The 22,457-nt window shown below is 72.0% G+C and carries 19 protein-coding genes; 6 read left to right on the forward strand and 13 right to left on the reverse strand.

Annotated features, from left to right (window positions below; translation table 11 throughout):
• Positions 1 to 3 precede the first annotated feature (3 nt).
• The 3 genes from ACIQGQ_RS04730 to ACIQGQ_RS04740 all read right to left on the reverse strand — a co-directional run bounded on the left by ACIQGQ_RS04730 (position 4) and on the right by ACIQGQ_RS04740 (position 2,411).
• On the reverse strand, positions 4 to 792 hold the full coding sequence (locus ACIQGQ_RS04730; protein ID WP_402390665.1) for an EI24 domain-containing protein: 789 nt from the start codon (positions 790 to 792) through the stop codon (positions 4 to 6).
• 91 nt (positions 793 to 883) lie between these two features.
• Positions 884 to 1,315 (reverse strand): organic hydroperoxide resistance protein, encoded by a 432-nt coding sequence (locus ACIQGQ_RS04735; RefSeq protein WP_402390667.1) that lies wholly within the window; start codon positions 1,313 to 1,315, stop codon positions 884 to 886.
• Between the two features lie 76 nt (positions 1,316 to 1,391).
• Positions 1,392 to 2,411: an NADP-dependent oxidoreductase gene (locus ACIQGQ_RS04740; protein WP_402390670.1), complete on the reverse strand. Its 1,020-nt coding sequence runs from the start codon at positions 2,409 to 2,411 to the stop codon at positions 1,392 to 1,394.
• A 142-nt stretch (positions 2,412 to 2,553) separates the two neighbouring features.
• Between ACIQGQ_RS04740 and ACIQGQ_RS04745 the strand changes: the two genes are divergently transcribed.
• Positions 2,554 to 2,985: a MarR family transcriptional regulator gene (locus tag ACIQGQ_RS04745; RefSeq protein WP_366291267.1), complete on the forward strand. Its 432-nt coding sequence runs from the start codon at positions 2,554 to 2,556 to the stop codon at positions 2,983 to 2,985.
• Between the two features lie 124 nt (positions 2,986 to 3,109).
• Positions 3,110 to 4,147, forward strand: coding sequence for a rod shape-determining protein (locus tag ACIQGQ_RS04750; protein WP_366291265.1), 1,038 nt, complete (start codon positions 3,110 to 3,112; stop codon positions 4,145 to 4,147).
• 18 nt (positions 4,148 to 4,165) lie between these two features.
• Here the strand turns inward: ACIQGQ_RS04750 and ACIQGQ_RS04755 are convergent, their stop codons facing one another.
• Positions 4,166 to 4,597, reverse strand: coding sequence for an Lrp/AsnC family transcriptional regulator (locus ACIQGQ_RS04755; RefSeq protein WP_352275152.1), 432 nt, complete (start codon positions 4,595 to 4,597; stop codon positions 4,166 to 4,168).
• A gap of 126 nt (positions 4,598 to 4,723) precedes the next feature.
• Here ACIQGQ_RS04755 and ACIQGQ_RS04760 point away from each other — a divergent pair, with 126 nt between their 5' ends.
• Genes ACIQGQ_RS04760 through ACIQGQ_RS04770 form a run of 3 tightly spaced genes read left to right on the forward strand, consistent with a single transcriptional unit; the run spans position 4,724 to position 8,763 of the window.
• Positions 4,724 to 5,932 carry an MFS transporter gene (locus tag ACIQGQ_RS04760; RefSeq protein ID WP_402390675.1) on the forward strand — a complete coding sequence of 403 codons (1,209 nt, stop codon included), beginning with the start codon at positions 4,724 to 4,726 and terminating at the stop codon, positions 5,930 to 5,932.
• Between the two features lie 22 nt (positions 5,933 to 5,954).
• The gene (locus ACIQGQ_RS04765) at positions 5,955 to 7,412 is read left to right on the forward strand and encodes an acyl-CoA synthetase (protein WP_402390677.1); all 1,458 of its coding nucleotides are present in this window, start codon (positions 5,955 to 5,957) and stop codon (positions 7,410 to 7,412) included.
• A complete protein-coding gene (locus ACIQGQ_RS04770) occupies positions 7,405 to 8,763 on the forward strand; it encodes a carboxyl transferase domain-containing protein (RefSeq protein WP_402390680.1) in 1,359 nt (452 codons plus the stop codon). Before ACIQGQ_RS04765 ends, ACIQGQ_RS04770 begins: the two co-directional genes overlap by 8 nt.
• 40 nt (positions 8,764 to 8,803) lie before the next feature.
• On the opposite strand, the gene ACIQGQ_RS04775 is transcribed toward ACIQGQ_RS04770, so the two are convergent.
• The 9 genes from ACIQGQ_RS04775 to ACIQGQ_RS04815 form a co-directional block, all read right to left on the reverse strand.
• Entirely contained in the window at positions 8,804 to 10,072 is a 1,269-nt protein-coding gene (locus ACIQGQ_RS04775) for an MFS transporter (RefSeq protein WP_402390683.1), read from the reverse strand.
• 93 nt (positions 10,073 to 10,165) lie between these two features.
• Positions 10,166 to 12,049, reverse strand: a complete 1,884-nt coding sequence (locus ACIQGQ_RS04780) for an ABC transporter ATP-binding protein (protein WP_402390685.1) — start codon at positions 12,047 to 12,049, stop codon at positions 10,166 to 10,168.
• Positions 12,050 to 12,539: 490 nt separating this feature from the next.
• Positions 12,540 to 13,154 carry a hypothetical protein gene (locus tag ACIQGQ_RS04785; RefSeq protein ID WP_402390688.1) on the reverse strand — a complete coding sequence of 205 codons (615 nt, stop codon included), beginning with the start codon at positions 13,152 to 13,154 and terminating at the stop codon, positions 12,540 to 12,542.
• A gap of 90 nt (positions 13,155 to 13,244) precedes the next feature.
• Positions 13,245 to 14,072, reverse strand: coding sequence for a glycoside hydrolase domain-containing protein (locus ACIQGQ_RS04790; protein WP_402390691.1), 828 nt, complete (start codon positions 14,070 to 14,072; stop codon positions 13,245 to 13,247).
• Positions 14,073 to 14,222: 150 nt separating this feature from the next.
• On the reverse strand, positions 14,223 to 15,221 hold the full coding sequence (locus tag ACIQGQ_RS04795; protein ID WP_402390693.1) for a LacI family DNA-binding transcriptional regulator: 999 nt from the start codon (positions 15,219 to 15,221) through the stop codon (positions 14,223 to 14,225).
• Positions 15,222 to 15,244: 23 nt separating this feature from the next.
• Positions 15,245 to 17,002 (reverse strand): glycoside hydrolase family 36 protein, encoded by a 1,758-nt coding sequence (locus ACIQGQ_RS04800; protein WP_402390696.1) that lies wholly within the window; start codon positions 17,000 to 17,002, stop codon positions 15,245 to 15,247.
• Between the two features lie 2 nt (positions 17,003 to 17,004).
• The gene (locus tag ACIQGQ_RS04805) at positions 17,005 to 17,874 is read right to left on the reverse strand and encodes a carbohydrate ABC transporter permease (protein ID WP_402390699.1); all 870 of its coding nucleotides are present in this window, start codon (positions 17,872 to 17,874) and stop codon (positions 17,005 to 17,007) included.
• Positions 17,871 to 18,728 (reverse strand): carbohydrate ABC transporter permease, encoded by an 858-nt coding sequence (locus ACIQGQ_RS04810; protein ID WP_402390701.1) that lies wholly within the window; start codon positions 18,726 to 18,728, stop codon positions 17,871 to 17,873. The genes ACIQGQ_RS04805 and ACIQGQ_RS04810 overlap by 4 nt, the downstream gene beginning before the upstream one ends.
• Positions 18,729 to 18,787: 59 nt before the next feature.
• Positions 18,788 to 20,125, reverse strand: coding sequence for an ABC transporter substrate-binding protein (locus ACIQGQ_RS04815; protein WP_402390704.1), 1,338 nt, complete (start codon positions 20,123 to 20,125; stop codon positions 18,788 to 18,790).
• Between the two features lie 220 nt (positions 20,126 to 20,345).
• Between ACIQGQ_RS04815 and ACIQGQ_RS04820 the strand changes: the two genes are divergently transcribed.
• Positions 20,346 to 22,304, forward strand: a complete 1,959-nt coding sequence (locus ACIQGQ_RS04820) for a hypothetical protein (protein WP_402390707.1) — start codon at positions 20,346 to 20,348, stop codon at positions 22,302 to 22,304.
• The last annotated feature ends 153 nt before the right edge of the window (positions 22,305 to 22,457 follow it).

A 22,457-nucleotide genomic window follows, 5' to 3' on the forward strand; every position in this document is an offset into this window, starting at 1 on the left:
GCGTCAGCCCTTGTCGAGGGTGCAGGGGGCGGGGTCGCCGGCCCCGTCCCCGCTCTCCGGGGCCGTCAGGTCGCGGGCGAGCAGGGTGGCCCCGGCGACGGCGCCCGGCATCAGGAACACCGCGACGAACGGCACCAGGAAGGCCAGCCCCAGCGGTACGCCGAAGCCCAGGACCAGCAGCCGCCGCCCCCGCAGCAGGGCGAGCCGGTCCCGCAGCACCATGCCGCGGCGCTGGAGCGCGACGGCGGTCAGCTCCTCGGTGAGGAAGTAGCCCGTGACGCAGAAGCCGAGGACGGGCACCACCGTCTGGCCGAGCACCGGGACGAAACCGAGGGCGAAGAGCAGCAGCGAGTAGAGCCCCACCCGCACCAGGATGCGGAGGCTGTCCCGGGCGGAGATCCACAGCTCCCGCCAGAGCGGCAGCCCGGACTCGGGGACCTCGCCGCCCTCCGTGCGGTCGACCTGCTCGGAGAGCGACTCGTAGAAGGGCTGGCCGACCAGCAGGGTCACCGCGGTGAAGGTGATCACGGCGAGGAAGAGGCCGAGGCCGAAGACCAGCACGGTCAGGGTGGTGCGGAAGACGCCGAGCCAGGGCGAGGACCAGCCGTCGGCGAACGGCGTCGCCCAGTCCACCAGGTCGTCGGCGCCGTAGCCGAGGCCGACGAGGGCCGCCGCGTACAGCACCAGGGTGATCAGCCCGGGCAGCAGCCCGAAGCCGAACCACCGCCCGTGCCGGCCGACCCAGCGCTGCCCCTGTACCAAGTAGCCGAAACCCGCCCCGAGATCACGCATGGCGCCAGCGTACTGGCGGTGCCGCGACGGCCCGAGGGCCGCACCCCCGTGTACGGGATGCGGCCCTCGGAAACGCTGCGAGCGGGGGTGGTCAGGAAGCGACCGACAGCTCGACCTTGATGTTGCCCCGGGTGGCGTTCGAGTACGGGCACACCTGGTGGGCCTTCTCGACGAGCGCCTGCGCGGTGGCGGTGTCGACGTTCGGGATGGTGGCGCGGATCGCGACCGACAGCCCGAAGCCGCCCTCGGCGGTCTTGCCGATGGAGACCTCGGCGGTCACCGTGGAACCGGAGATGTCCGCCTTCTCCTGACGGGCCACCACGCCCAGCGCGCCCTGGAAGCAGGCGCTGTAGCCGGCGGCGAAGAGCTGCTCCGGGTTGGTGCCGGCGCCGCTTCCGCCCATGCTCTTCGGCGGGTTGACGACGACGTCGAGGTTGCCGTCGTCGGACGAGACCCGGCCGTCGCGGCCGTTCTCGGCGGTGGCGACGGCGGTGTAGAGGACGTTGATGTCCTGAATGGTCATGCTGAGGATTCCTCCTGCTGTGCGCCGCGACTCGCGCCCACGATCGCGACGGCCTGGGATGACAATAATGCCTGCGTCAGGCGAGGGAGACGATCATCTTCCCGGTGTTCTCGCCGCGCAGCAGGCCGAGGAAGGCGTCGAAGCCGTTCTCGATGCCCTCGACGACGGTCTCGCGGTACTTCAGCTCGCCCGAGGCCAGCCAGCCCGCCACGTCCTTCACGAACTGCGGCTGGAGCGCGGCGTGGTCGCCGACGAGCATGCCCTGGATGCGCAGCCGCTTGCCGATGACGAGCGCGAGGTTGCGCGGGCCGGGGGTCGGTTCGGTCGCGTTGTACTGGGCGATCATTCCGCAGACGGTGACCCGGCCGTGCACGTTGAGCACGGAGATCGCCGCTTCGAGGTGCTCGCCGCCGACGTTGTCGAAGTAGACGTCGATGCCGTCGGGGGCGGCGGCGCGGAGCTGCTCGACGACCGGGCCGTCGTGGTAGTTGAAGGCCGCGTCGAAGCCGTACTCCTCGACGAGGAGCTTGACCTTCTCGTCGGAGCCGGCCGAGCCGATGACCCGCGAGGCGCCCTTGATCCGGGCCATCTGGCCGACCTGGCTGCCGACCGCCCCGGCCGCGCCGGAGACGAAGACCGCGTCGCCCTCCTTGAAGGACGCGACGTCGAAGAGGCCCGCGTAGGCGGTGAGCCCGGTCATCCCGAGCACCCCGAGGTAGGCGGAGAGCGGGGCGACGTCCGGGTCGACCTTCACCGCGTGCTGGGCGGGGACCTCGGCGTACTCCCGCCAGCCGAGGCCGTGCAGGACGTGGTCGCCGACCGCGATGCCCTCGGCATTCGACGCGATGACCTCGCCGACCGCGCCGCCGTCCATCGGGCGGTCGAGCTTGAACGGCGGGGTGTACGACTTCACGTCGTTCATCCGGCCCCTCATGTACGGGTCGACCGAGAAGTACCGGTTGCGGACCAGGACCCGGCCCTCGCGGGGAGCCGTGACCGGGGCCTCGCGCAGCGCGAGGTCCTCGGCCTTCGGCCAGCCGTGCGGGCGGGCGACGAGGTGCCATTCACGGCCGGAGGTGGGAAGTGCTGCTGACATGGGCTCGGGCTCTCCTCGGTGTCCTGGGGGTCCTGCGGGGCGGGGGGATCGCCCCGGGCGCCGGACGGTATTACTTCAGATGGTGAAACAACAATGCGCCTGAATATTTCACCTTGTCAAGCAACCCGCTATCCTGGGTGTCATGGCACTCCCCCGTACAGACCCACTGACCCTTGAGGTCGTCGAGCTCATCGGCACCGTCGTGGCGCGCTACTACGAGGAGTACGACCAGGCGGCCGCCGCCCACTCGCTCACCGGCGCGCAGGCCCGGGTGCTCGGACTGCTCGCCGTGGAGCCCCTGCCGATGCGCCGGATCGCCCAGAAGCTCAAGTGCGAGCCGTCGAACGTGACGGGCATCGTCGACCGGCTGGAGGTGCGCGGCCTGGTGGAGCGGCGGCCCGATCCGGCCGACCGGCGGGTGAAGCTGGCCGCGCCGACGGAGCTGGGCACGCGGACGGCGCGGGAGCTGCGCGATTCGCTGACCTTCGCCCGGGAGCCGCTGGCCGAGCTGTCGGAGGCGGAGCGGACGGTGCTGCGGGACCTGCTGCGCCGGATGCTGGGCGAGGCCGGGTAGGGACCCGGCCGGCGGCGCCCCCTCCTACGGCTCAGCCCAGCGCGCGGCGCGTCCCCGGGCGGCGCACGATGCGAAGGTACCGGCGGCCGCCGGTGCCTCCGTCCGCGCCCCCGGGAGATCTGCCGTGGCCGTCAGTCTTGAGCAGTTGCGCCGTTGCCATGTCGCCGTCGACCTCGGAGCGGCCCGGACCCGGGTGTACGTCAAGGGGCTCGGGCTGGTCGTCGACGAGCCGAGCGCCGCCGCGGTGAACACCCGTACCGGGTCGCTCATCGCCGTCGGCTCCTTCGCCGAGCAGATGACGGGCCGCACCCCCGACTACATCAAGGTGACCCGGCCGGTCACCGGCGGGACCGTCATCGACATCGAGATGGCCCAGCGCATGCTGCGCCACCTCCTCGGCGACAAGCTCCGCCGCCAGCTGCGGCGCAAGCCCCGGCTCCGGGCCGCCGCCTGCACCCCGCACGGCAGCGATCCGCTCGCCCAGCGGGCCACCGTGGAGACGATGGTCGGAATCGGCGCCCGCCGGGTCGAGCTGGTGGACACCCTGATCGCGGCGGCGGTCGGCTGCGGGCTGCCGGTCGAACAGCCGACCGCCACCATGATCATGGTGTGCGGGGCGGCGACCACCCAGATCGCGGTGCTCTCGCTCGGCTCGATCGTGAGCGCGGTACGCATCCCGGTCGGCGGCGACGCCATCGACCACGCGGTCATCCAGCATCTGCGCCAGCACCACGAGCTGATGCTGCCGAGCCAGTCCGTGCGTCCGCTCCAACTGGCGCTCAGCGACAGCGGGCTGACCTCGCAGGGGCCCGCCACCACGGAGATCCACGGCCGGGACGTGGCGACCGGGCTGGCCCGCTCGGTGCGGGTCGACACCGCCGCCGTGCGGCAGGCCATCCACGCCCCGCTCACCAACGTGCTGGACGGGCTCGGCAAGATCCTCCGCGAGTGCCCGCCGGACCTGGTCGCCGACCTGGTGGACTGCGGGATCATGATGGTCGGCGGGAGCGCGCTGCTGCCCGGCCTCGACCAGATGCTGCGGAACGCGACGGGGCTGCCGGTGCACATCGCGGAGCGGCCGGACACCTGCGCGGTGATGGGGCTCGGCGCCATGCTGGACGGGCAGATCGAGCCGATGGTCCTCGACCCGCTCGGCTGCTGAGGGCGGACGCCCCGGCGGTCATCTGGCGGGCGCCGCCCGGAGCGCGACCCTGGTGTTGGAGTGGGCCACCCCCGCCTCCCGCTTGAGCCGGCGCAGCAGCCCGTCCAGGGCCGCGGTGTCGGCGACGGCGGCCCGTACGAGGTAGTCGTGGGCACCGGTCACATGGACCACCTCGGTGATGCCGGGCAGGGCGAGCACCGCCCGTTCGAAGGTCTCGTTGGTCGTGTCGATCCGCAGGGACACGTCGATGAAGACGACGAGCCCGGTGCGGGTGTCGGCGGCCGGGTCGATGATCACGGTGAAGCCCCGGATCACCCCGTCGCGGCGGAGCCGGCGCACCCGGTCGGCCGCCGCGTTGGCGCTGAGCCCCACCCGTTCGCCCAGATCCCGGTACGAGATCCGGGCGTCCTCCTGGAGGATGCCGAGGATGTCCCTGTCCAGACGGTCCATACTGCGATTGTCGCAGCTTTGTCCGGCATACGGGCGTATAAAAGCCTTTCGTCACCACCGGTTCGGAGTCACTCGCCCGGCGTATTCCGGCGCGCCGCCGGAGCGGGGCCGCCCTTGACTTGGGGGGTGGACACAACGGTCAAGCAGTCCCCCGCCGCGGTCGACGCGCCGTCCTCGGCCGCGTACCGCAATCTCGTGATGGCCACGATCGGGTTCGGGCTCACCTTCTGGGCCTGGAACCTGATCGCACCGCTGTCCGGCGACTACAAGGAGCGGCTGGGGCTGACCTCGTTCGAGCAGTCGCTGCTGGTGGCGGTGCCGGTGCTGGTCGGTTCGCTGGGCCGGATCCCGGCGGGCGCGTTCACCGACAAGTACGGCGCCCGGCTGATGTTCCCGCTGGTCTCGGCGCTCACCGTCGTGCCGGTGCTGCTGCTGATCCCGGCGCGGGACTCGTACGGCGCGATGCTCGTGGTGGGCTTTCTGCTGGGGCTGGGCGGCACCACGTTCGCGATCGGCATCCCGCTGGTCAACTCGTGGTTCCCGCCCGCCAAACGCGGTCTCGCGCTCGGTGTCTTCGGCATGGGCATGGGCGGCGTGGCGCTCTCCGGGTACTTCACCCCGCGGATCGCGGAGCACGGGAAGAACCTGCCGTACCTGGTGGTCGCGGCGGCGCTCGTGGTGTACGCGGCGCTGGCCGCCGTGCTGGTCAGCGACCGGCCGGGCCGCCCGGTGCCGACCGAGTCGCCGGCCCGCCGGCTGGGCCGCGCCGGACGGCTCCGGGTCACCTGGGAGCTGTCCGCGCTGTACGCGATCGGCTTCGGCGGGATCGTCGCGTTCGGCGTCTACCTGCCCACGTATCTGAAGACCTGGTACGACCTGTCGCCCACCGACGCCGGGACGAAGGCCGCCGGGTTCGCCCTGGTCACCGTCGTCTTCCGGCCGATCGGCGGCTGGCTCTCGGACCGCGTCCACCCGGCCGTGGTCACGGCGGCGGCGCTCGGCCTGGCCGCCCTGATGGCGATCGTCCAGGCCTTCGACCCGCCGCTGAACCCGGTCGGCACGATCGCGCTGCTCTGCATGGCCGCGGGTCTCGGCACCTCCAGCGGCAGCATCTTCGCCCTGGTCTCGCAGGTCACACCGCAGGCACAGGTGGGCAGCGTGACCGGGATCGTCGGCGCGATGGGCGGCCTGGGCGGCTTCGTGCCACCGCTGGTGATGGGCGCGATCTACAGCGCCCAGGGCTCGTACTCGATCGGCTTCATGCTCCTGTCGGACCTGGCGCTCGCGGGCTGTGTCTACGCGTACGGCCGCATGCGGGGGCTGCGCGGGGAGTAGGGCCTTCCGTAGGGTGCGGAGAGTGACGCATCCTCTTCTGCCCGTACCGGACGACGGTTCGCGCCGGGAAGCCCTCCGGTTCGGCGAACACAGCCTGACCTACGACGAGTTGGCCGCCGCTTCCGGCGCGCTCGCCGCCCGGATCTCCGGTGCCGGGCGGGTCGCCGTCTGGGCCGCCCCGACGCCCTCGACCGTGGTCGCCGTGGTGGCCGCGCTCCGGGCCGGGGTGCCCGCGGTGCCGCTCAACCCCCGTACGGGTACGAGCGAACTCGCCCACATCGTGGCGGACAGCGGACCGGCCGTGGTGCTGGCCGCGGCGGGCGACGTCCTCCCGCCGCCGCTGGACGCGCTGGACCGGATCGACGCCGACCCGGCCGGGACGGGCGGCCCCGCCTCGTTCCCCGAGCCCGGCCCCGAGTCCCCCGCCCTGGTCGTCTACACCTCGGGCACCACCGGCCCGCCGAAGGGCGCGGTGCTGCCGCGCCGGGCGGTCGCCGCCTCGCTCGACGCGCTGGCGGACGCCTGGGGGTGGACCGGGGACGACGTGCTCGTCCACGCCCTGCCGCTCTTCCACGTCCACGGCCTGGTCCTCGGGGTGCTCGGGCCGCTGCGCCGGGGCGGCTCGGTGCGGCACCTGGGCCGGTTCTCCACCGAGGGGGTCGCCCGGGAGCTGTCGTCCGGCGGCACCATGCTGTTCGGCGTGCCGACGATGTACCACCGGCTGGCGGAGGCCCTGGAGGGCTCCGGCCCCGGGGCGGCCGGGCTGGCGGAGGCGCTGGCCGGGGCCCGGCTGCTGGTGTCCGGCTCGGCGGCACTGCCGGTCCACGACCACCAGCGGATCGCGGCGGCGACCGGGCGCCGGGTCATCGAGCGGTACGGCATGACGGAGACCCTGATGAACACCGGCGTACGGGCCGACGGCGAGCCGCGCCCCGGCACCGTCGGCGCCCCGCTGCGCGGGGTGGAGCTCCGGCTGACCGAGGAGGACGGCACCGTCCTCACCGGCACCGGGCCCGAGGTCATCGGCGAGATCCAGGTGCGCGGGCCGAACCTCTTCACCGGCTATCTGAACCGCCCCGACGCCACCGCCGCCGCGTTCACCGGCGACGGCTGGTTCCGCACCGGCGACATGGCGACCCGGGACCCCGACGGCTATGTACGGATCGTCGGCCGCAAGGCCACCGACCTGATCAAGAGCGGCGGTTACAAGATCGGCGCCGGGGAGATCGAGAACGCGCTGCTGGACCACCCCGGGGTCCGCGAGGCCGCCGTCACGGGCGAACCGGACCCCGATCTGGGCGAGCGGATCGTCGCCTGGGTGGTCCCCGCCGACCCGGCCGCGCCCCCCTCCGAGCAGGAGCTGGCCGACCATGTCGCCGGCCGGCTCGCCCCGCACAAGCGCCCGCGCACCGTCCGCCACCTGGACGCGCTGCCCCGCAACGACCTCGGCAAGATCATGAAGCGGGCGCTCCATGGCTGACCGGCAGAGCGCGCGGGCGGCGATCGCGGCCCTCACCGCGGAGTTCGAGGAGCTCACCGAGGCCCCCGGGGACCCCGCCGGGGACGACGGGCCGCTGGCCTGGGCCGGATACGCGGACTCCCGGGCCCGCGCCACCGCCCGGACCGGCGAGCGGGAGTCCGTCGTCCACGGCCTCGCCTCGGTGGGCGGCCACGACTGCGTGCTGGTCTCGTTCGAGTTCGGCTTCCTGGGCGGTTCGCTGGGGCAGCGCACCGGGGACCGGCTGGTGGCCGCGTACGAGGCGGCCCGCAGGCGCGGGCTGCCGCTGGTCTCGCTGATCGCGACGGGCGGCAGCCGGATGCAGGAGGGCATGGTCGCGCTGACCCAGCTCCAGCGGGTGGCCCACGCCTCGGCGCGGCTGAGGGCGGCCGGACCGGCGCAGATCGCCGTTCTGCGCGACCCGACGACGGGCGGCGGCTGGGCCACCCTGGGGGCGGGCGCCGATGTGGTGCTGGCGCTGCCGGGCGCCCAGGTCGGCTTCGCCGGTTCCCGGGTGCGGCCGCCGGACGCGGATCCCGCCGCGTACACGGCCGAGGGCCAGCTGGCGGCGGGGCAGGTGGACGCGGTCGTGGAGCCGGACGGGCTGCCGGGGACGGTCGGCCGCTGGCTGCGGGCGCTGCGGCTGCCGGACGCCCCGCCGGACCCGGCCCCGGTGCCGCGGGCGCTGTCGGCGGCGGGCCTTCCGGAGACCGGCTGGGACGCGGTGCGGCAGGCCCGCTCGCCGTCCCGGCCGCGCGCCGAGGCGTATCTGGACGACTACTTCGCGGACCGGCTGCCGCTCGTCGGCGACCGCTGCGGGGGTACGGATCCGGGGCTGCTCGCCGGTTTCGGGTGGCGGGAGGGCCGGTCGGTCGCGTACGTCGCCCAGTGCGGCACCGCGACCCGCCCGGCCGGGTACCGCACGGCGGCCCGGGTGATCCGGCTGGCGGACCGGCTCGGGCTGCCCGTGCTGACCCTGGTCGACACCCCGGGCGCGGCCAACGACGCGGCGGCGGAACGGGCGGGCGCGGGCGCCGCGATCGCCGACGCCTTCGCGGCGGTGGCGGCGGCCCGGGTGCCGCTCACCACCCTGGTGATCGGCGAGGGCGGCTCGGGCGGCGCGCTGGCCCTCGCGGCCCCGGGGAACACCCATGTCACCCCGGACAGCTACTTCTCGGTGATCGCCCCGGAGCTGGCGGCGGCCATCCTGAAGCGCGCCCCGGACCAGGTGCGGGCCACCGCCGACCAGTTGCGGCTGCGCCCGCAGGACCTGGTGGAGCTGGGCTTCGCCCGGTCGGTGGTGGGACCGGAGCGACCGGGGCCGTGTCCGTGACCGGGGCGGGGGCCGCGTCCGTGACCGGGGCCGTCCCCGGTCACGGCTGCGGGTCGCGGGCGTCGTAGCGGGCGAAGCCGCGCCAGCGCAGCGCCAGCAGGCAGACGGCGACGACGCAGGCGATCCCGCCTCCGGTCACCGCCAGGCCGGGCGAGGTCAGATCGGAGACCGAGCCGGAGAAGAAGTCGCCGAGCCGGGGCCCGCCCGCCACGACGACGATGAACACGCCCTGGAGCCGTCCGCGCATCTCGTCGGGGACGGCCGCCTGGAGCATGGTGTTGCGGAAGACCATCGAGATGGTGTCCGCGCAGCCCGCGAGCGCCAGGAAGAGCAGCCCGAGCCAGAGCTGCCGGGTCAGCCCGAAGACCGCGATGGCGGCGCCCCAGCAGGCGACGGCGACCAGGACGGCCAGCCCGTGCCGCCGTACCCGTCCCAGCCAGCCGGAGAACACCCCGCCGAGCAGCGCCCCGAACGCGGGGGCGGCGACCAGCAGGCCGGTGGTCCTCGCGTCGCCCCCGTACCAGACGACGGCGACGACCGGGAACAGGGCCTTGGGCTGGGCGAGCACCATGGCGCAGAGGTCGGTGAAGAAGGTCATCCGCAGGTTGGAACGTTTCGCCAGGAAGCGCAGCCCGTCCGCGACGGACGCCCGTTTGGCGGGCCCGCTCGCCTCCCCCCGGTCCGGCAGCATGGCGGGCAGCCGCCACATCGCGTAGAGGGCGGCGGTGAAGGTGACGGCGTCGACGGTGTACGCGGCCCGGTAGCCCCACCAGCCGACGATGACCCCGCCGAGCATCGGCCCGACCAGGTTGCCGGTGGTGCTGGTCATGGAGGAGAGCGCGTTGGCGGCGGGCAGCTGCTCGGCCGGGAGCAGCCGGGCGATCATCGAGCTGCGGGCCGGGGAGTTGACCGCGAAGCAGGCCGCCTGGAGGGCGACGAGCGCGTACAGCAGCCCGACCTGTTCCACCCCGGCGACGGTGAGGGAAACCAGGGCGAGGGAGAGCAGGAACGAGCCGAAGGCGCTGGCCAGGCCCAGTTTGCGCCGGTCGAGGGTGTCGGCGACGGCCCCGCCGTACAGGCCGAAGACCACCAGCGGCAGGAACGAGCAGAAGCCGATGAGCCCGACCGAGAAGGCGGAGCCGGTGATGTCGTAGACCTGGAGCGAAACGGCGAGGGAGGTCATCCCCTGCCCGATCCAGGAGACCGTGTTCCCGAACCAGAGGCGCCGGTAGTCCGGCGAAGTGCGCAAAGGGGTCAGATCGGCGAATATGCGGCGGCGGGCGGCGGGTTCCTCGGTCGTTTCGGTCACAGCGGATGGTAACGACCGGCCCGGTACGGACCAACCGGGTATCCCGCCGGCGGCCCGCCCGGGCGCGTCCGGCCGTCGCCCGCCGGACGCGTCCTACGGTCGGTCGATGCCGGTGGTCCGGACGGCCCGGTGGACGGTGCCGTTGTGCTGCGGCCCCCCGCGGCGCTCGAAGAGGGTGGCGTAGAGGCCGCTGCGGCCGAGGAGTTGGATGTGCGTACCGGATTCCACGAGCCGCCCCTCGTCCAGGACGAGGATGCGGTGGGCGTCGGCGGCCAGGGCCAGGTCGTGGGTGATCACGATGGTGGTGCGGCCCTTGGCCAGGCGGCGCAGGGGTTCGAGGATGCGCTCGGCGGCCAGCCGGTCCAGTCCGGTGGTGGGCTCGTCGAGGATGAGGACGGGGGCGTCGCGCAGCATCGCGCGGGCGATGGCGATCCGCTGCAACTGGCCGCCGGAGAGCCGGGAGGTACCGGTGGATATGACGGTGTCATATCCCTCCGGAAGGATCTCGATGAACTCGTGCGCGTCCGCCGCCCGCGCGGCCCGCACCACGTCGTCGTGGCTGGAGCCGGGGCTGCCGCAGCCGATGTTCTCCTCGATGGTGTCGTGCAGGACGAGGGTGTCCTGCGGCAACAGCGTGACGTTGCGGCGGAGATACGTCAGCGGCAGCCGGTCGAGGGAGACCCCGTCCAGCAGGACGCTGCCCGTGTCCGGGTCGTAGAAGCGCAGCAGCAGGGAGGCCAGGGTCGACTTGCCCGCGCCGCTGGGGCCGGTGAGGACCAGCAGCTCCCCGGGGCTCGCGGTGAACGACAGGTCCTGGAGCACCTGCTCGTCGCTGCCCGGGTAGTGGAAGGACACCTTGCGGGCCTCCACCTCCCCGAACGCCCGCTCGTTGGACGGCTCGGGCACGGAGCCGGCCGGGTCGGTGACGGCGGGATCGGCGTCGAGGATCTCCATCAGGCGTTCGGCGCCGGCGGTGGCGGCGGTGGCCGTCAGGCCGAGGGTGCCGAGCTGGCGGACCGGCGGATAGAGGTAGCCGATGAAGGCGGCGAAGGCCAGCAACTGGCCGAGGGTCATCCGGCCGGCCGAGATCTCCCACGCGCCGAGGCCGATGATGGTCAGGACGCAGATCGTTTCGAGGACCTCGATGAACTGCCCGTAGAACTCGGTGAGCCGGACCGCCTTCACCGCGGTCCGCAGCCGGGTCCACGCCTTGCCCCGCAGCCGCTCCTCCTCGGCCTCCTGCCGGTTGTACGCCTGGGTCATGACGACGTTGACCAGCGTCTCCTCGACCACCGCCGTGATGGCGCCGTCCGCGGCGCGGCCGCGCCGGGAGACCGCGCGCAGCGGTCCGGCGAACCGCCGGGTGACGAAGAGGAGGATCGGGACCATGACGAAGGTGGCCAGGGCCAGGTCCCAGCGCAGCCAGAGGGCGGCCGCCGCATAGAAGGCGGTGCCGAAGAGCGCCGAGGCCGCGCCGACGATGCCGGAGACCACCAGTGCCTCGATGGCCTCCACGTCGCCGGTGAGCCGCTCCACCAGGTCGCCCCGGCGGTTGCGCTGGAAGAAGTGGGGCGGAAGGTTCTGGAGATGGCCGAACACCCGGGCCCGCAGGCGGAACACGAAGCGCTCGGCGGTCCAGGCCGCCAGCGAACTGCCCAGATACCCCAGCACGGCACCGGCGACCGCGACCGCGAGCCACTGGCCGGCCGGCCGCCAGAACGCGCTGACGTCCCCGCTCGTCAGCGCCTTGTCGGTGAGTTCGGCGAAGAGCAGCACGGTGGCGGTCTCGGCCAGTGCGGCCAGGATCGCGCAGATGAAGACGATGACGAGCCAGCGCCGATCGCCCTTGGTCAGCGGCCAGAACCGCCGGAAGGAGGCGATGATACTGACCGGATCGGTACGGATCGGGACATCGGTCACGGGGTCGGCCGGTTCGTCGGAACCGTCCGAACTCGTCAGCGGGCTACGGAAACGCATGGGCATCACACCATGGAGGAGCCGTCGTCACGGACGTCGCGGATGTCATGGATACGGGCCCAAAAATTGAGGCGGACCCGCGCGAACCGCGCGAGCCTGCCTCGTTTCGGGTCAGAGTGAGGGGTCAGCAACCCCAGCGACGCCCGCGACCGAACCGGCCGTAGCCGTAGTCGCCGTAGTCGCCGAAGTCGTCGAAGCCACGTCCGCGGCCGTATCCGCCACGTCCGTAACCACCGCGGCCATATCCACCACGTCCGCCGCGGCCGCCCCTGTCTCTGCGGTCGAAGATGCTACGAACCTTCATCTTCGCCTCCTCCGGAGGTTTTGATCTCGCCGCTCCTTGCTCTTGCTGCGGCACTTTCGACAGTACGTCCGCCCTCTGTGGCCAACAAGTCGTAGAAGCCGTAATCAAGGATTAATAGTGACGAATCCCCTTAATTCTCCGCAGCGTTGCCGCTCGCTACCTCTCGTAGCGAAAGTCGCCGCAGGGTCACCACCAGCCACCGTCCGTGGCCGCGCCGGACGGGCGGGACGGGTGGGACAGCTCGACGGCCTCCCCGACCGGCACGTTCCCGGCGGGCGTGGAGCGGGCCGCCCGGACGCGGAGGCGGTCGCCGGGGAAGAGCACGAGCAGGGCCAGGTCCGAGGGGGCCGGGCGGTGGCCGCGGGACGGTTCCGTCAGGTTCTCGACGTCGAGGACGTCGGCCTCCGCGGCGACCAGGAGTTCCACGAAGCGCAGCAGTTCATCGCCCTCGTCCTCGGCCGATCTGCCGGTGTGGACGAGGGATTCCGACTCCGTGACGACCGCCAGCCCCCGCCCGGCGAGCACCGCCTCCCGGGTCGCGACGTCCCGGGGATCGAACCCCAGCAGCCCGCCGCCGAGATGGTCGCAGCCTGCCCAGCCACCGGGGCCGCGCACGGAGTGGAAGAGCTCTTCCGCGACAAGGCCGTCGTCCCGGCGGTGGAGGATCAGGACGCAGCCGAGGGCGTGCCCGGTCCAGACGTCCGCGACGACCGGTTCCACGATGCGGCCCGTGCCGGCGGGAGCCGCCGGAGGGCCGTCGCCAAGGGCCCTCCGGGCGATCTCGGCCAGGGGCCGCGTCATGCCTTCCGCCTTCCGTCACCGGGTTTCCGTCACCCGAAACCGTCGTGGCCGCACAGCACGGCGCGGCGCCGCTGTGGCGTACCGGGTCCGTCAGCCGATGAGCGCGACCGGGGCGTCCCAGGCGTTGCGGTCGACGGTGATGGTGTAACCGCCGCGGGTCTCCTTGCTGTCGACCATGTACTGATGGCCGCGGCTGTGACCGGTGAACTGGTCCGGCTTCCACGGCCAGTCCGTGGTCGTCGTGTTCTTCTTGTCCCACAGGGCGTACCAGAGGTTGCCCGGGAGGTCCGTCTTGTTCGTGGCGGTGGCGATGGCCTTGGCGCTGGAGCTGCTGAAACCGTAGAAACCGCTGCGGTAGGTGGCGTTGCGCAGGGTCTTGCTGAAGGAGCGCACGTACGTCAGGACGGCGTCGTTGCACGCCTTGTCCGTGATGCTGTACGGCTCCATGTCCAGGTAGATGGCGCTGCCGGCCTTCATCCCGAGCGCCGACGCCTTGGCCACCGCGTCCTTGGCGTTGCTCGCGCCGACGGAGGCAGCCGTGGCGGTGGTGAACTTCTCGGGGTTGGCGCTCTTCTGGCAGGGCGGCTGGGCGCCGACGTAGAGCGGGATGAGCTTCCAGCCCGCGGTGCTGACCGACTTCACCCAGGACTTGGTCAGGTTGGGCTGGGCGCAGCCTCGGTTCTTCCCGCCGATGTAGACGGCCGCGGCGCCGTAGAACTTCGTGTTCCACGCCTTCATCGCGGCGAGCGAGGGCGCGGTGCAGGTGTCGAACGCCCGCCCGGTGTACGTCTTCTGCGCGGGCCAGGTGGTGGCCGCCATGGACGTCTGCGCCGCGATCCCGGCCCCCGCGGCCACGACCACGCCCGTGGTCGCCCACGCGATGTAGCGGCCCTTCCTGGACAGCCTGTGTCTGGACAAGTTCCCCACCCCATTCGTCTGCGGCCCCCGGCCGCGCCCGATGCCCCGCGACCGGCGCGGTACGGGCGCGCGGTGGGGCGGTGCTCCGCTCCGGAAGGCCGGAGCGGATCGCACCATAACCGACGCCGTCGACGCCGGTGGGCCCCGCACCTACGCGTGCGGCGGCGGGGCCGTCGTGGACCGGACCACCAGCTCCGGATCGAAGAGGAGTTCGCCGGTGGGCACGGACCGGCCGCCGACCAGCGCCAGGACGCTCCGGCCGACTTCGAGGGCGAGCCGTTCGCCCGGCTGCCGGACGGTCGTCAGCGGAGGATCGACGAATTCGGTGATCATCGATCCGTCGTAGCCGACGACCGAGACGTCGTCGGGCACCGCGTGCCCCTGCCGCCGGATTCCCCGGATCGCGCCGAGGGCCATGTAGTCGCTGGCCGCGACGATCGCGGTGGCACCGAGCCGCAGCAGCGCCTGGGCGGCCGCCTGGCCGCCCTCGATCGAGTACGACTGCCGGATCACCCAGCGCTCCGCGTCCTCGCACCCCCGCTTCCGCATGGCGTCGAGGAAGCCCCGTACCCGCCGGTCGGCCGGGTGGTTGCCGACCGGGCCGGAAGCCATGCCGATGGCACGGTGGCCGAGCCGGTGCAGATGGTCGACGGCCAGCTCGGCGGCGAGGTTGTCGTCGGTGGAGTAGACGGGGACCGGCACCCGGTCGGCGAACTCCCCGTTGACCCCGACGTAGGGGATGCGGCGGGCCCGGAGCATCTCGTACGTCTCGGTGTCGGCGCCCTCCACCGTGTTGGACGAGGAGAGGAACACCACCGCGGCGATGCCCTTGTCCACGACGGACTCGATGAAGTCGCGCTCCTGGACGCCGCCGGGGAAGGCGGGGCAGAGCACCGTCTTGAGCCCGTGGGGGGCCAGGGCCGCCTCCACGCGCTCGGCGACGTCGGCGAAGAACGGGTTGGAGACGTGCTCGGTGATCACCGCGACGAGCTGGCCCTCCACGGCACGCTCGTAGCCGAGCTCCGCCATCGCCGTCTCGACGGCGTCCCTGGTCTTCTTCGCCACGCCCTGGCGGCGATTGATGACCCGGCTGACCGTTGCCTCGCTCACCCCCGCACGGGCGGCGATCTCGATGATCCCGACCTTCATTCTCTCCCTCTCCCCGTGACGGGTCACACGGTCCTCGTCAGCAGAGCCAGCCCCATCGGGGGGATTGGAACCGTGTGCAGGCCGGGCCCGAGCGGCATCCGGGTGCGCTCGATGATACGTCCGTCCGGCCCGCGTACCTCGAGATCCGCCGCGGCGCCCCCGTCCCGCACGTCGACCACGACGCGGTCGCCCGTGGTGGCGTTGACCAGGACCGTCTCCCGGTGGGTGGCGGGCAGCAGAGGGACGACGCACGCGTCGTGCACGGACAGCACCCGTACCCCGTCGGCCTCGGCCCGGACCACGGTGTAGAGCCCGTCGGGACGCCCCGGCTCGACCGTTCCGTCGAGCAACTGCGGTCGCAGGCGCCGCCATTGACCGAGCCAGAAGCGGACGGCGTCGGCCTGCTCCGGGGAGAGCGCGTCGAGGCGCACCGAGACCTGGGGCACCGAGTGCAGGGCCCCGACGAGCTGCCGGGCGGCGGCCTCGACCGGGGCGGACGTGTCCCAGAGCAGCGGGTCGGAGTGGACCGCGCCCCCGACGGCCAGCAGGGAGGTGTCGATCGTGCGGACGCGGTTGGCGGTGGAGTCGGCCGGGCAGTCGTTGGACCTGAGCATGTTGCCGAACGCCGCCATGCCGGGGCCCACGTAGGGCTGGCGCAGTTCGAGGAGCACATCGGGGCGTTCGGCCAGCAGCGCGGCGCGCAGTTCGGTGAGGAGCGTCAGCAGGGCCTGTCCCACGTCGCCCCGGCCGTCGCCCGCGTAGGCCATGGCCTCGTCCAGGAAGTCGACCTTGAGGCCGTCGAGTCCGTAGTCGCGCACCAGGCGCAGGCAGGTACCGACGACGTGCGCGCGCACCTCCGGGCTGCGGGGGTCGAGGACCCGGGCGCCGGGAACCCCCGCGGCGGCGGTCGCGAACGGGGCCCATGTCCCGTAGCAGTCCGCCCGCGGCCCGAGGAGGAGCGGGGCGACCCAGAGCAGGTAGCGCAGCCCGCCGCCCTGCACCCGTGCGACGTGGGCGGCCAGGTCGGGGAACTTGCCGGGGTCCGGGATCCAGTCGCCGACCCCCGCGTAGCCGCGGCCGCTGCCGAGGCGCTGCCAGCCGTCGTCCACGATCAGCGCGCCGAACCCCAGGTCCGCGGCGAGTCCGGCCTGCCGCTCGACCTCGGCACCGTCGATCCGCTGGTTGAACGCGTACCAGGTGCAGTAGAGGGGCAGCCGGGCCGCCTCCGGAACCGGCATGGGCGCCGGCATGGTGGTCCCGTACCAGCCACGCAGTACCCGCAGGGCCGAGGCCACCGTCGGGCTGCGGGGCACGAACAGGATGCGGTGCGGGGACGAGGAGGCCGGGAGGCGGAGGTGCACCACATGGGTGTCGTTCTCCTCGGACACCCCGAAACGCAGGTCGATCTCGGGAACCGGGTCGGCCGCCGCGAAGGTGAGCAGGGTGGCTCCGGCGTAGTCGTACAGGCAGCCGGCGGCGAGGCCGTCGACCAGGCTGACCCGGGACCGGCCCTCCCAGTCGGCGACCAGGGTCCGGCTCCAGTCGGCCTTGGGGTGCCAGTAGCCCGCCGCGTCCCCGAGGGGTACCGAGAGGCGGATCTCGACGGCCGAGCCGGGCGCCTCGACCTCCAGCACGCGCAGGCCGCCGGGGCCCTCGGACAGGGCCCGTACGGGGTCGGCGCCGTCGGCGACCACCGCGATCTCCACCGTGTCGAGCAGCGGCTCGAAGGAGGCCGGGGCCAGTTCGGCGGTGGTGACGGCCTCGGAGGACAGGATGCTCACTACTACTCCTTGACGGCTCCGGCGAGCAGGCCGGAGACGAAGTGTCGTTGAAGGGCCAGGAAGACCAGTGCCATGGGGATCGCGGCAACGGCGGTCCCGGCGAGAAGTGCGCCGTAGTCGGTGTCGTCCACTCCCTGCAGTGCAGCGAGGGCGACGGGGATCGTGTAGTGCGCGCCGTCGCGCAGCACGATCAACGGCCAGATGAAGTCGTTCCACTGGAAGAGGAAGAGGAAGATGGCCAGGGCGGCCAGGGCGGGCTTCATCGGCGGCAGCGCGACCCGCAGGAAGAGGCGGAACTCCCCGCAGCCGTCCATGCGCCCCGAGTCGAGGAGCTCGTCCGGGAGGGCCGCCATGGACTGGCGCATCAGGAAGATCCCGAACGGCAGCGCCAGATTCGGCATGATCACGGCCTGGTAGGTGTTGAGCCACTGCCAGTCCGCCATCATCCGGAAGAGCGGGATCAGGGTGACCTGGCTGGGGATGACGAGCCCCAGCATCAGCAGCCCGAAGAGCGGGCCGCTCCCCTTGAAGCGGTACTTGGCGAAGGCGTATCCGGCGAAGGTGCAGACGAGACCGGCGCAGACGGTGTAGACGGCCGCGATCAGCAGGGAGTTGAACACCACCTTCCCGAAGGACGCCGCCTCCTGGAGGCCGGAGAGGTTCTCCGCCAGGTGACCGCCGGGCAGCAGGGGCGGCGGGGAGCCGAAGATCTCGCCGCTGCTGTGGGTGCTCGCGACGACGAGCCAGTAGAAGGGGACGAGTACGGCGGCGAGGGTGATGGCGAGCCCGGAGGTGAGCATGATGCCGCCGCCCGCGGTACGGCGCGTCCGGGTGCCCGGGGCCGGGGCGGTACGGCTGGACTGGTGCTTCATGACTTGTCTCCCAGTACCCGGAACTGGATCAGGCCGAGGATCCCGATGAGTACGGCCAGTACGTAGGCGATGGCCGAGGCGTAGCCGAAGTCGAAGTAGGTGAAGGCGTTCTGGTACAGGTACACGCCGATGGTCAGCGTGGCGTTGTCCGGTCCGCCGTGGGTGAGGATGTACGGCTCGTCGAAGATCTGCAGGGTGCCGATGGTCGAGAGCACCGCCGTGAGCAGGATCGCCGGCCGCAGTCCGGGCAGTGTGACGTGCCGGAAGGACTTCCAGGCGCCCGCGCCGTCGACGGCGGCGGCGTCGTAGAGCTCGCTCGGGACGTTCTGCAGTCTGGCCAGCAGGATGACGGCGTTGTAGCCGGTGTAGTGCCAGGTCAGGGCGAGACCGAGGGAGATCTGCGCCCACAGCGGGTCGGTGAGCCACGGCACCCCGTCCGCCCCGACGAGCGAGATCAGCCAGTTGACCAGGCCGTACCGCTGGTTGAGGAGTACGGAGAAGATGACTCCGTAGGCGACGAGTCCGGTGACCATCGGCAGGAAGAACCCGAGGCGGAAGAGCGAACGCGCGCGCAGCAGGGTGGAGTTGAGCGCGACCGCGAGCCCCGTGGCGAGTGCGAGCATCACCGGCACCTGGATCAGCAGGATGACGGCGGTGTTCTTCAGCGCGGTCCAGAAGAGGGGGTCGTGGGAGAGCCGGACGTAGTTGTCGAGGCCGACGTAGGCGTCCACCCCGTCCACCGACTTGAAGAGGCTGAGGAAGAAGGACCAGCCGATGGGGTAGAGCTTGAACGTCGCGAAGAGGACCGCGGCGGGCAGGATGAACAGGTAGGGCGCGAGGCGGCGGGCGTTCACGCGTGGCCGCTGTGGCGTCCGGGTGCCGGGCGCTGCACTCACGCGTGTCACGGGCATGGTCATCGGGCCACCTCGCGTGCGGTCTGTGCGGCGAGCTGGTCGGCGGCCCGGCGCAGTTCGGTGGCAGGGTCCGCTCCCTTGAGGAGGACCCTGGTCTGGGCGTCCGTGACCGCCTTCAGCGCACGGGCGTAGTCGGAGGTGTAGTTGAAGGCCGGGGAGCCGGCCTTCAACGCCTCCAGGAAGACCTCGCCCTTGCGCTGCCCGCCGAAGAACGCGGACGGCTGGTGGAAGACCGGGTCCTCGTACGCCGCCATCAGCGCGGGGGCGATCCCCTTGTTCCGGTAGATCCGGACCTGGACCCGGGGCCGGGTCAGGACGTACTCGACGAACTTCCAGGCGGCCCCCTGGTGGCGGCTGGTGCCAGAGACGGCGAGGTGGGTGGAGTTGACCGTGGCGGCGTTGGTGCCGCCGCGCCGGACGGCGGGCGGCAGGCGCACGCCCCAGAGCCCGGCCTGGTCGGGAACGGACTCCTCGATGACGCCGCCGAACCAGGTGGGCCAGGGAAGGACCGCCGCGGTGCCGCTCTTGATCGAGCTGATCAGGGCGTTCCAGCCACCGGAGATGTCGCTGACCAGCCCGGCGTCGTTCATCCGCTTGATGAGCGTCATGGCCCTGACCGCCTCGGGCGAGTCGACCATGATGGCGCCGTCGAGGTCGAAGTACATGGTGCCCTGCAGCTGGAGGAGCATCTGGAAGAGGTTGGCCGAGTCCGGCTGCGAGGCGGGTTTGTCGATGCCGAGCAGGTACTTCCCGGTCTTCTTCTTGATCCTCAGGCCGGCTTCGACCACGTCGTCCCAGGTACCGAGGGCGTCGGCGTCCACACCGGCGTCCTCGAAGACGTCGCGGCGGTAGTAGAAGCCGCCCGAGTTGGCCTCCCACGGCAGGGCGTCGACCCGTGAGCCGTCCATGGAGACCGTGCGCCAGAGCCCTTCGGCGAAGGCGGTCCGGTACTTGTCGGCGCCCAGTGTGCGGAGGTCGGCCAACTGCCCGGGGAACCGGGCCGTGTACGCGGGCAGGTAGTCGACGCCGATGTGCAGGACGTCCGCGATCCCCGCTCCGTTCGCCGCCATCGACGTGGTGATCTTGTCCCAGATGGCCGGGTTGCCGATGTCCTGGACCTCGACCCCGATCCCCGGGTTCAGCCTGGTGAACTCCGGTACCAGCGCCCGCATCTCGGCGGCCGGCCCCGCCCAGCTCCACACCTTGATGGCGCCTTTCGTGGGATCGCCGATCTCACCGGCGGCCGCACGTGACGAGCAGGCGGTGAGGGCGCCCAGCCCCGCTCCGACGGCAAGACCCGCCCCCAGCCCCATCGCCCTGCGACGGCATATGTCCATACACGACCACCTCTACCCGCGGCTCGGACGTCGGCCTGCCCGGCAGGCGGCCGACGGAGGGAAGTAAACAGCGGGGACAAGCCTGCTTGCAATACTCGATTGAAAACTTTCCGACGATCCAACCAGTGGAATCTGCACACCTATTGAAAGCTTGCGGCACCGAGAGATACGTTCCCGAGCACCGCCCTTCGCCTCTTCGGACTTCTCGGAGCGAATCAGCATGAGAAACCATCGCCCCGCACGCCTCGCGACCGTCACGGCCCTCACCGTCCTGGCACCACTGACACCACTGGCGCCGTCGGCCCTGGCGGCGACCGCCGCGGCGGCACCGCTCGTCGTCGAGAACCCCGGATTCGAGGAGGGAACCACCGGCTGGACCTTCACCACCGGCACCGGGGTCGCCACCAACCGGCCGCACGGCGGCGCGAAGCTGGCCTACCTCGACGAGGGCGAGGGGAAGAAGGTCTCGCAGGAGATCGAGGTTCCCGGCGACGGCATGTTCGACTTCTCCGCCTGGGTCGCCACCGGGGGTACGGGAGGCACGTTCACCGCACGCGTCAACGGTGTCCCCGCCGCCTCGGTCGACCTGCCCGCCCGCTCCACGTACGCCCGCTACACCCTGAGCAGGATCGCGGTGAACAGGGGCGACAGGCTGGAGCTCTCCTTCGGCTCGGGCGCCGGATGGGTCAACGTCGACGATCTGATGGTCTCGCCCGCCGCCCCCGCCGACCCGGTGGTCTCGTCGTCCGACCCGGAGATCGTCGAGATGTTCCACTGGGCGAAGCGCAAGGCCAACAGCTGGGTGCAGCAGGCGGGCACGAACGGCCCCCTCAACGTCGACGAACGCAATGGCACGGGCACCGGAACCGGCGTCTACGCCCCGTCCTACTGGGCCGGTTACGCCCATCGCAGCGGCTACTACTCACGCGACATGGCACACCAGCTCAGCGGCGCCTCGGTCCTCGGCCTGCACGAAGCGAACAGGGCCATGCTCGGCACGTTCGCCGCGTCCGCGACCGAGGAGCACGGCTACTACCCGGGCTGGTCCTTCAACTTCGACAACCGGACACGCCTGTCCATCGACTACCGCGGCCCCGACTCCTTCGTCCGCGAGGTGCCCGCCACCTTCGAACTGGTCGAGAAGGCGAACGAGGCGTACCGCTGGAGCGGCGACAGCACCTACGTCGAGGACAGCACCCTGTGGAACTTCTACCGCCACGCGACGAAGGAGTTCGTCGAACGCCACGACGGCGCGAAGCCCAACGGCGTCGCGGAGGGCACGGGCAAGGGGATCTTCGCCGGAACGGCCAGCTACAACGAGGCGAGCGACGAACCGCTGGCGGAGGCGGGAGACGCCATCGGCTCCCAGTACCAGGCGTACCTGGCGATGTCCGCGCTGGCCGGGAGCAAGGGCGACAAGGCCCTGTCCAAGGAGTTCCGCACCAAGGCCGAGCGGCTCGGGAAGTACTTCAACTCCACGTGGAGCGGCTCCGGTTCAGGAGCGGACATGATCCGCGGGTACACCGTCGACGGCGAGCCGCTGACCGGCTGGGGCATGGAGAACAGCTGGTTCATGCCCATGAAGCGGATCCTGTCGCCCGGTGCCCGCGCCGACGCCTATCTCGACTACATCGACGAGCAGGCCGGCGGCAGCGGAAAGCCCTCCAACATCGAGGCGATCTCCTATCTGCCCGACACCTTCTTCGCGTACGGGCACAACGAGACGGCCTGGAAGTGGATGCGCTACGTCTACGCCCAGCGCGACATCCAGCACCCCGTCTCCAAGCAGGGCCCGAACGGCGACTACCCGGAGGTCTCCTACACCCTCCTCGGCCAGACCGTCGAGGGACTCATGGGCGTCGCGCCCGACGCCCCCGCCACGTCCCTCAGCACCCGGTCCCGCCTGCCCGCCGGAATGGACTGGCTGCAGATCAAGGACATCGGCATCGGGAAGAACACCTTCACCCTGCGCCACGACGGGGCGGGCCGGTCGACGCTGACGAACGGGACCGGCCCCGCCGCCTACACCTGGCAGGCCCGGTTCCCGGGGAACCACCCGAAGATCAAGGTCAACGGCAAGGCGCGCCCGGCGAAGACCTCGAAGGCCGACGGAGAGACCTACAGCTACATCGAGGTCGAGGTCCGTCCGGGCCGAACGGTCACCGCCGAGACCCCGTAGAACCGCCCGGCACCGCCCGAAGCGGCGCGATCCCCCGACCGGGGGCCACCCCCGCGACCTGGTGGCCCCCGTTTTCCCACGCTTCCCCGGGCGGCACGGGCACGCCCCGGCAGAGTCCCTCGGGTCAGCCCCGCACCGTGCTCACCGGCGCCT

This window comes from Streptomyces sp. NPDC092952 (assembly GCF_044754785.1).
Classification (GTDB): Bacteria; Actinomycetota; Actinomycetes; order Streptomycetales; family Streptomycetaceae; genus Streptomyces.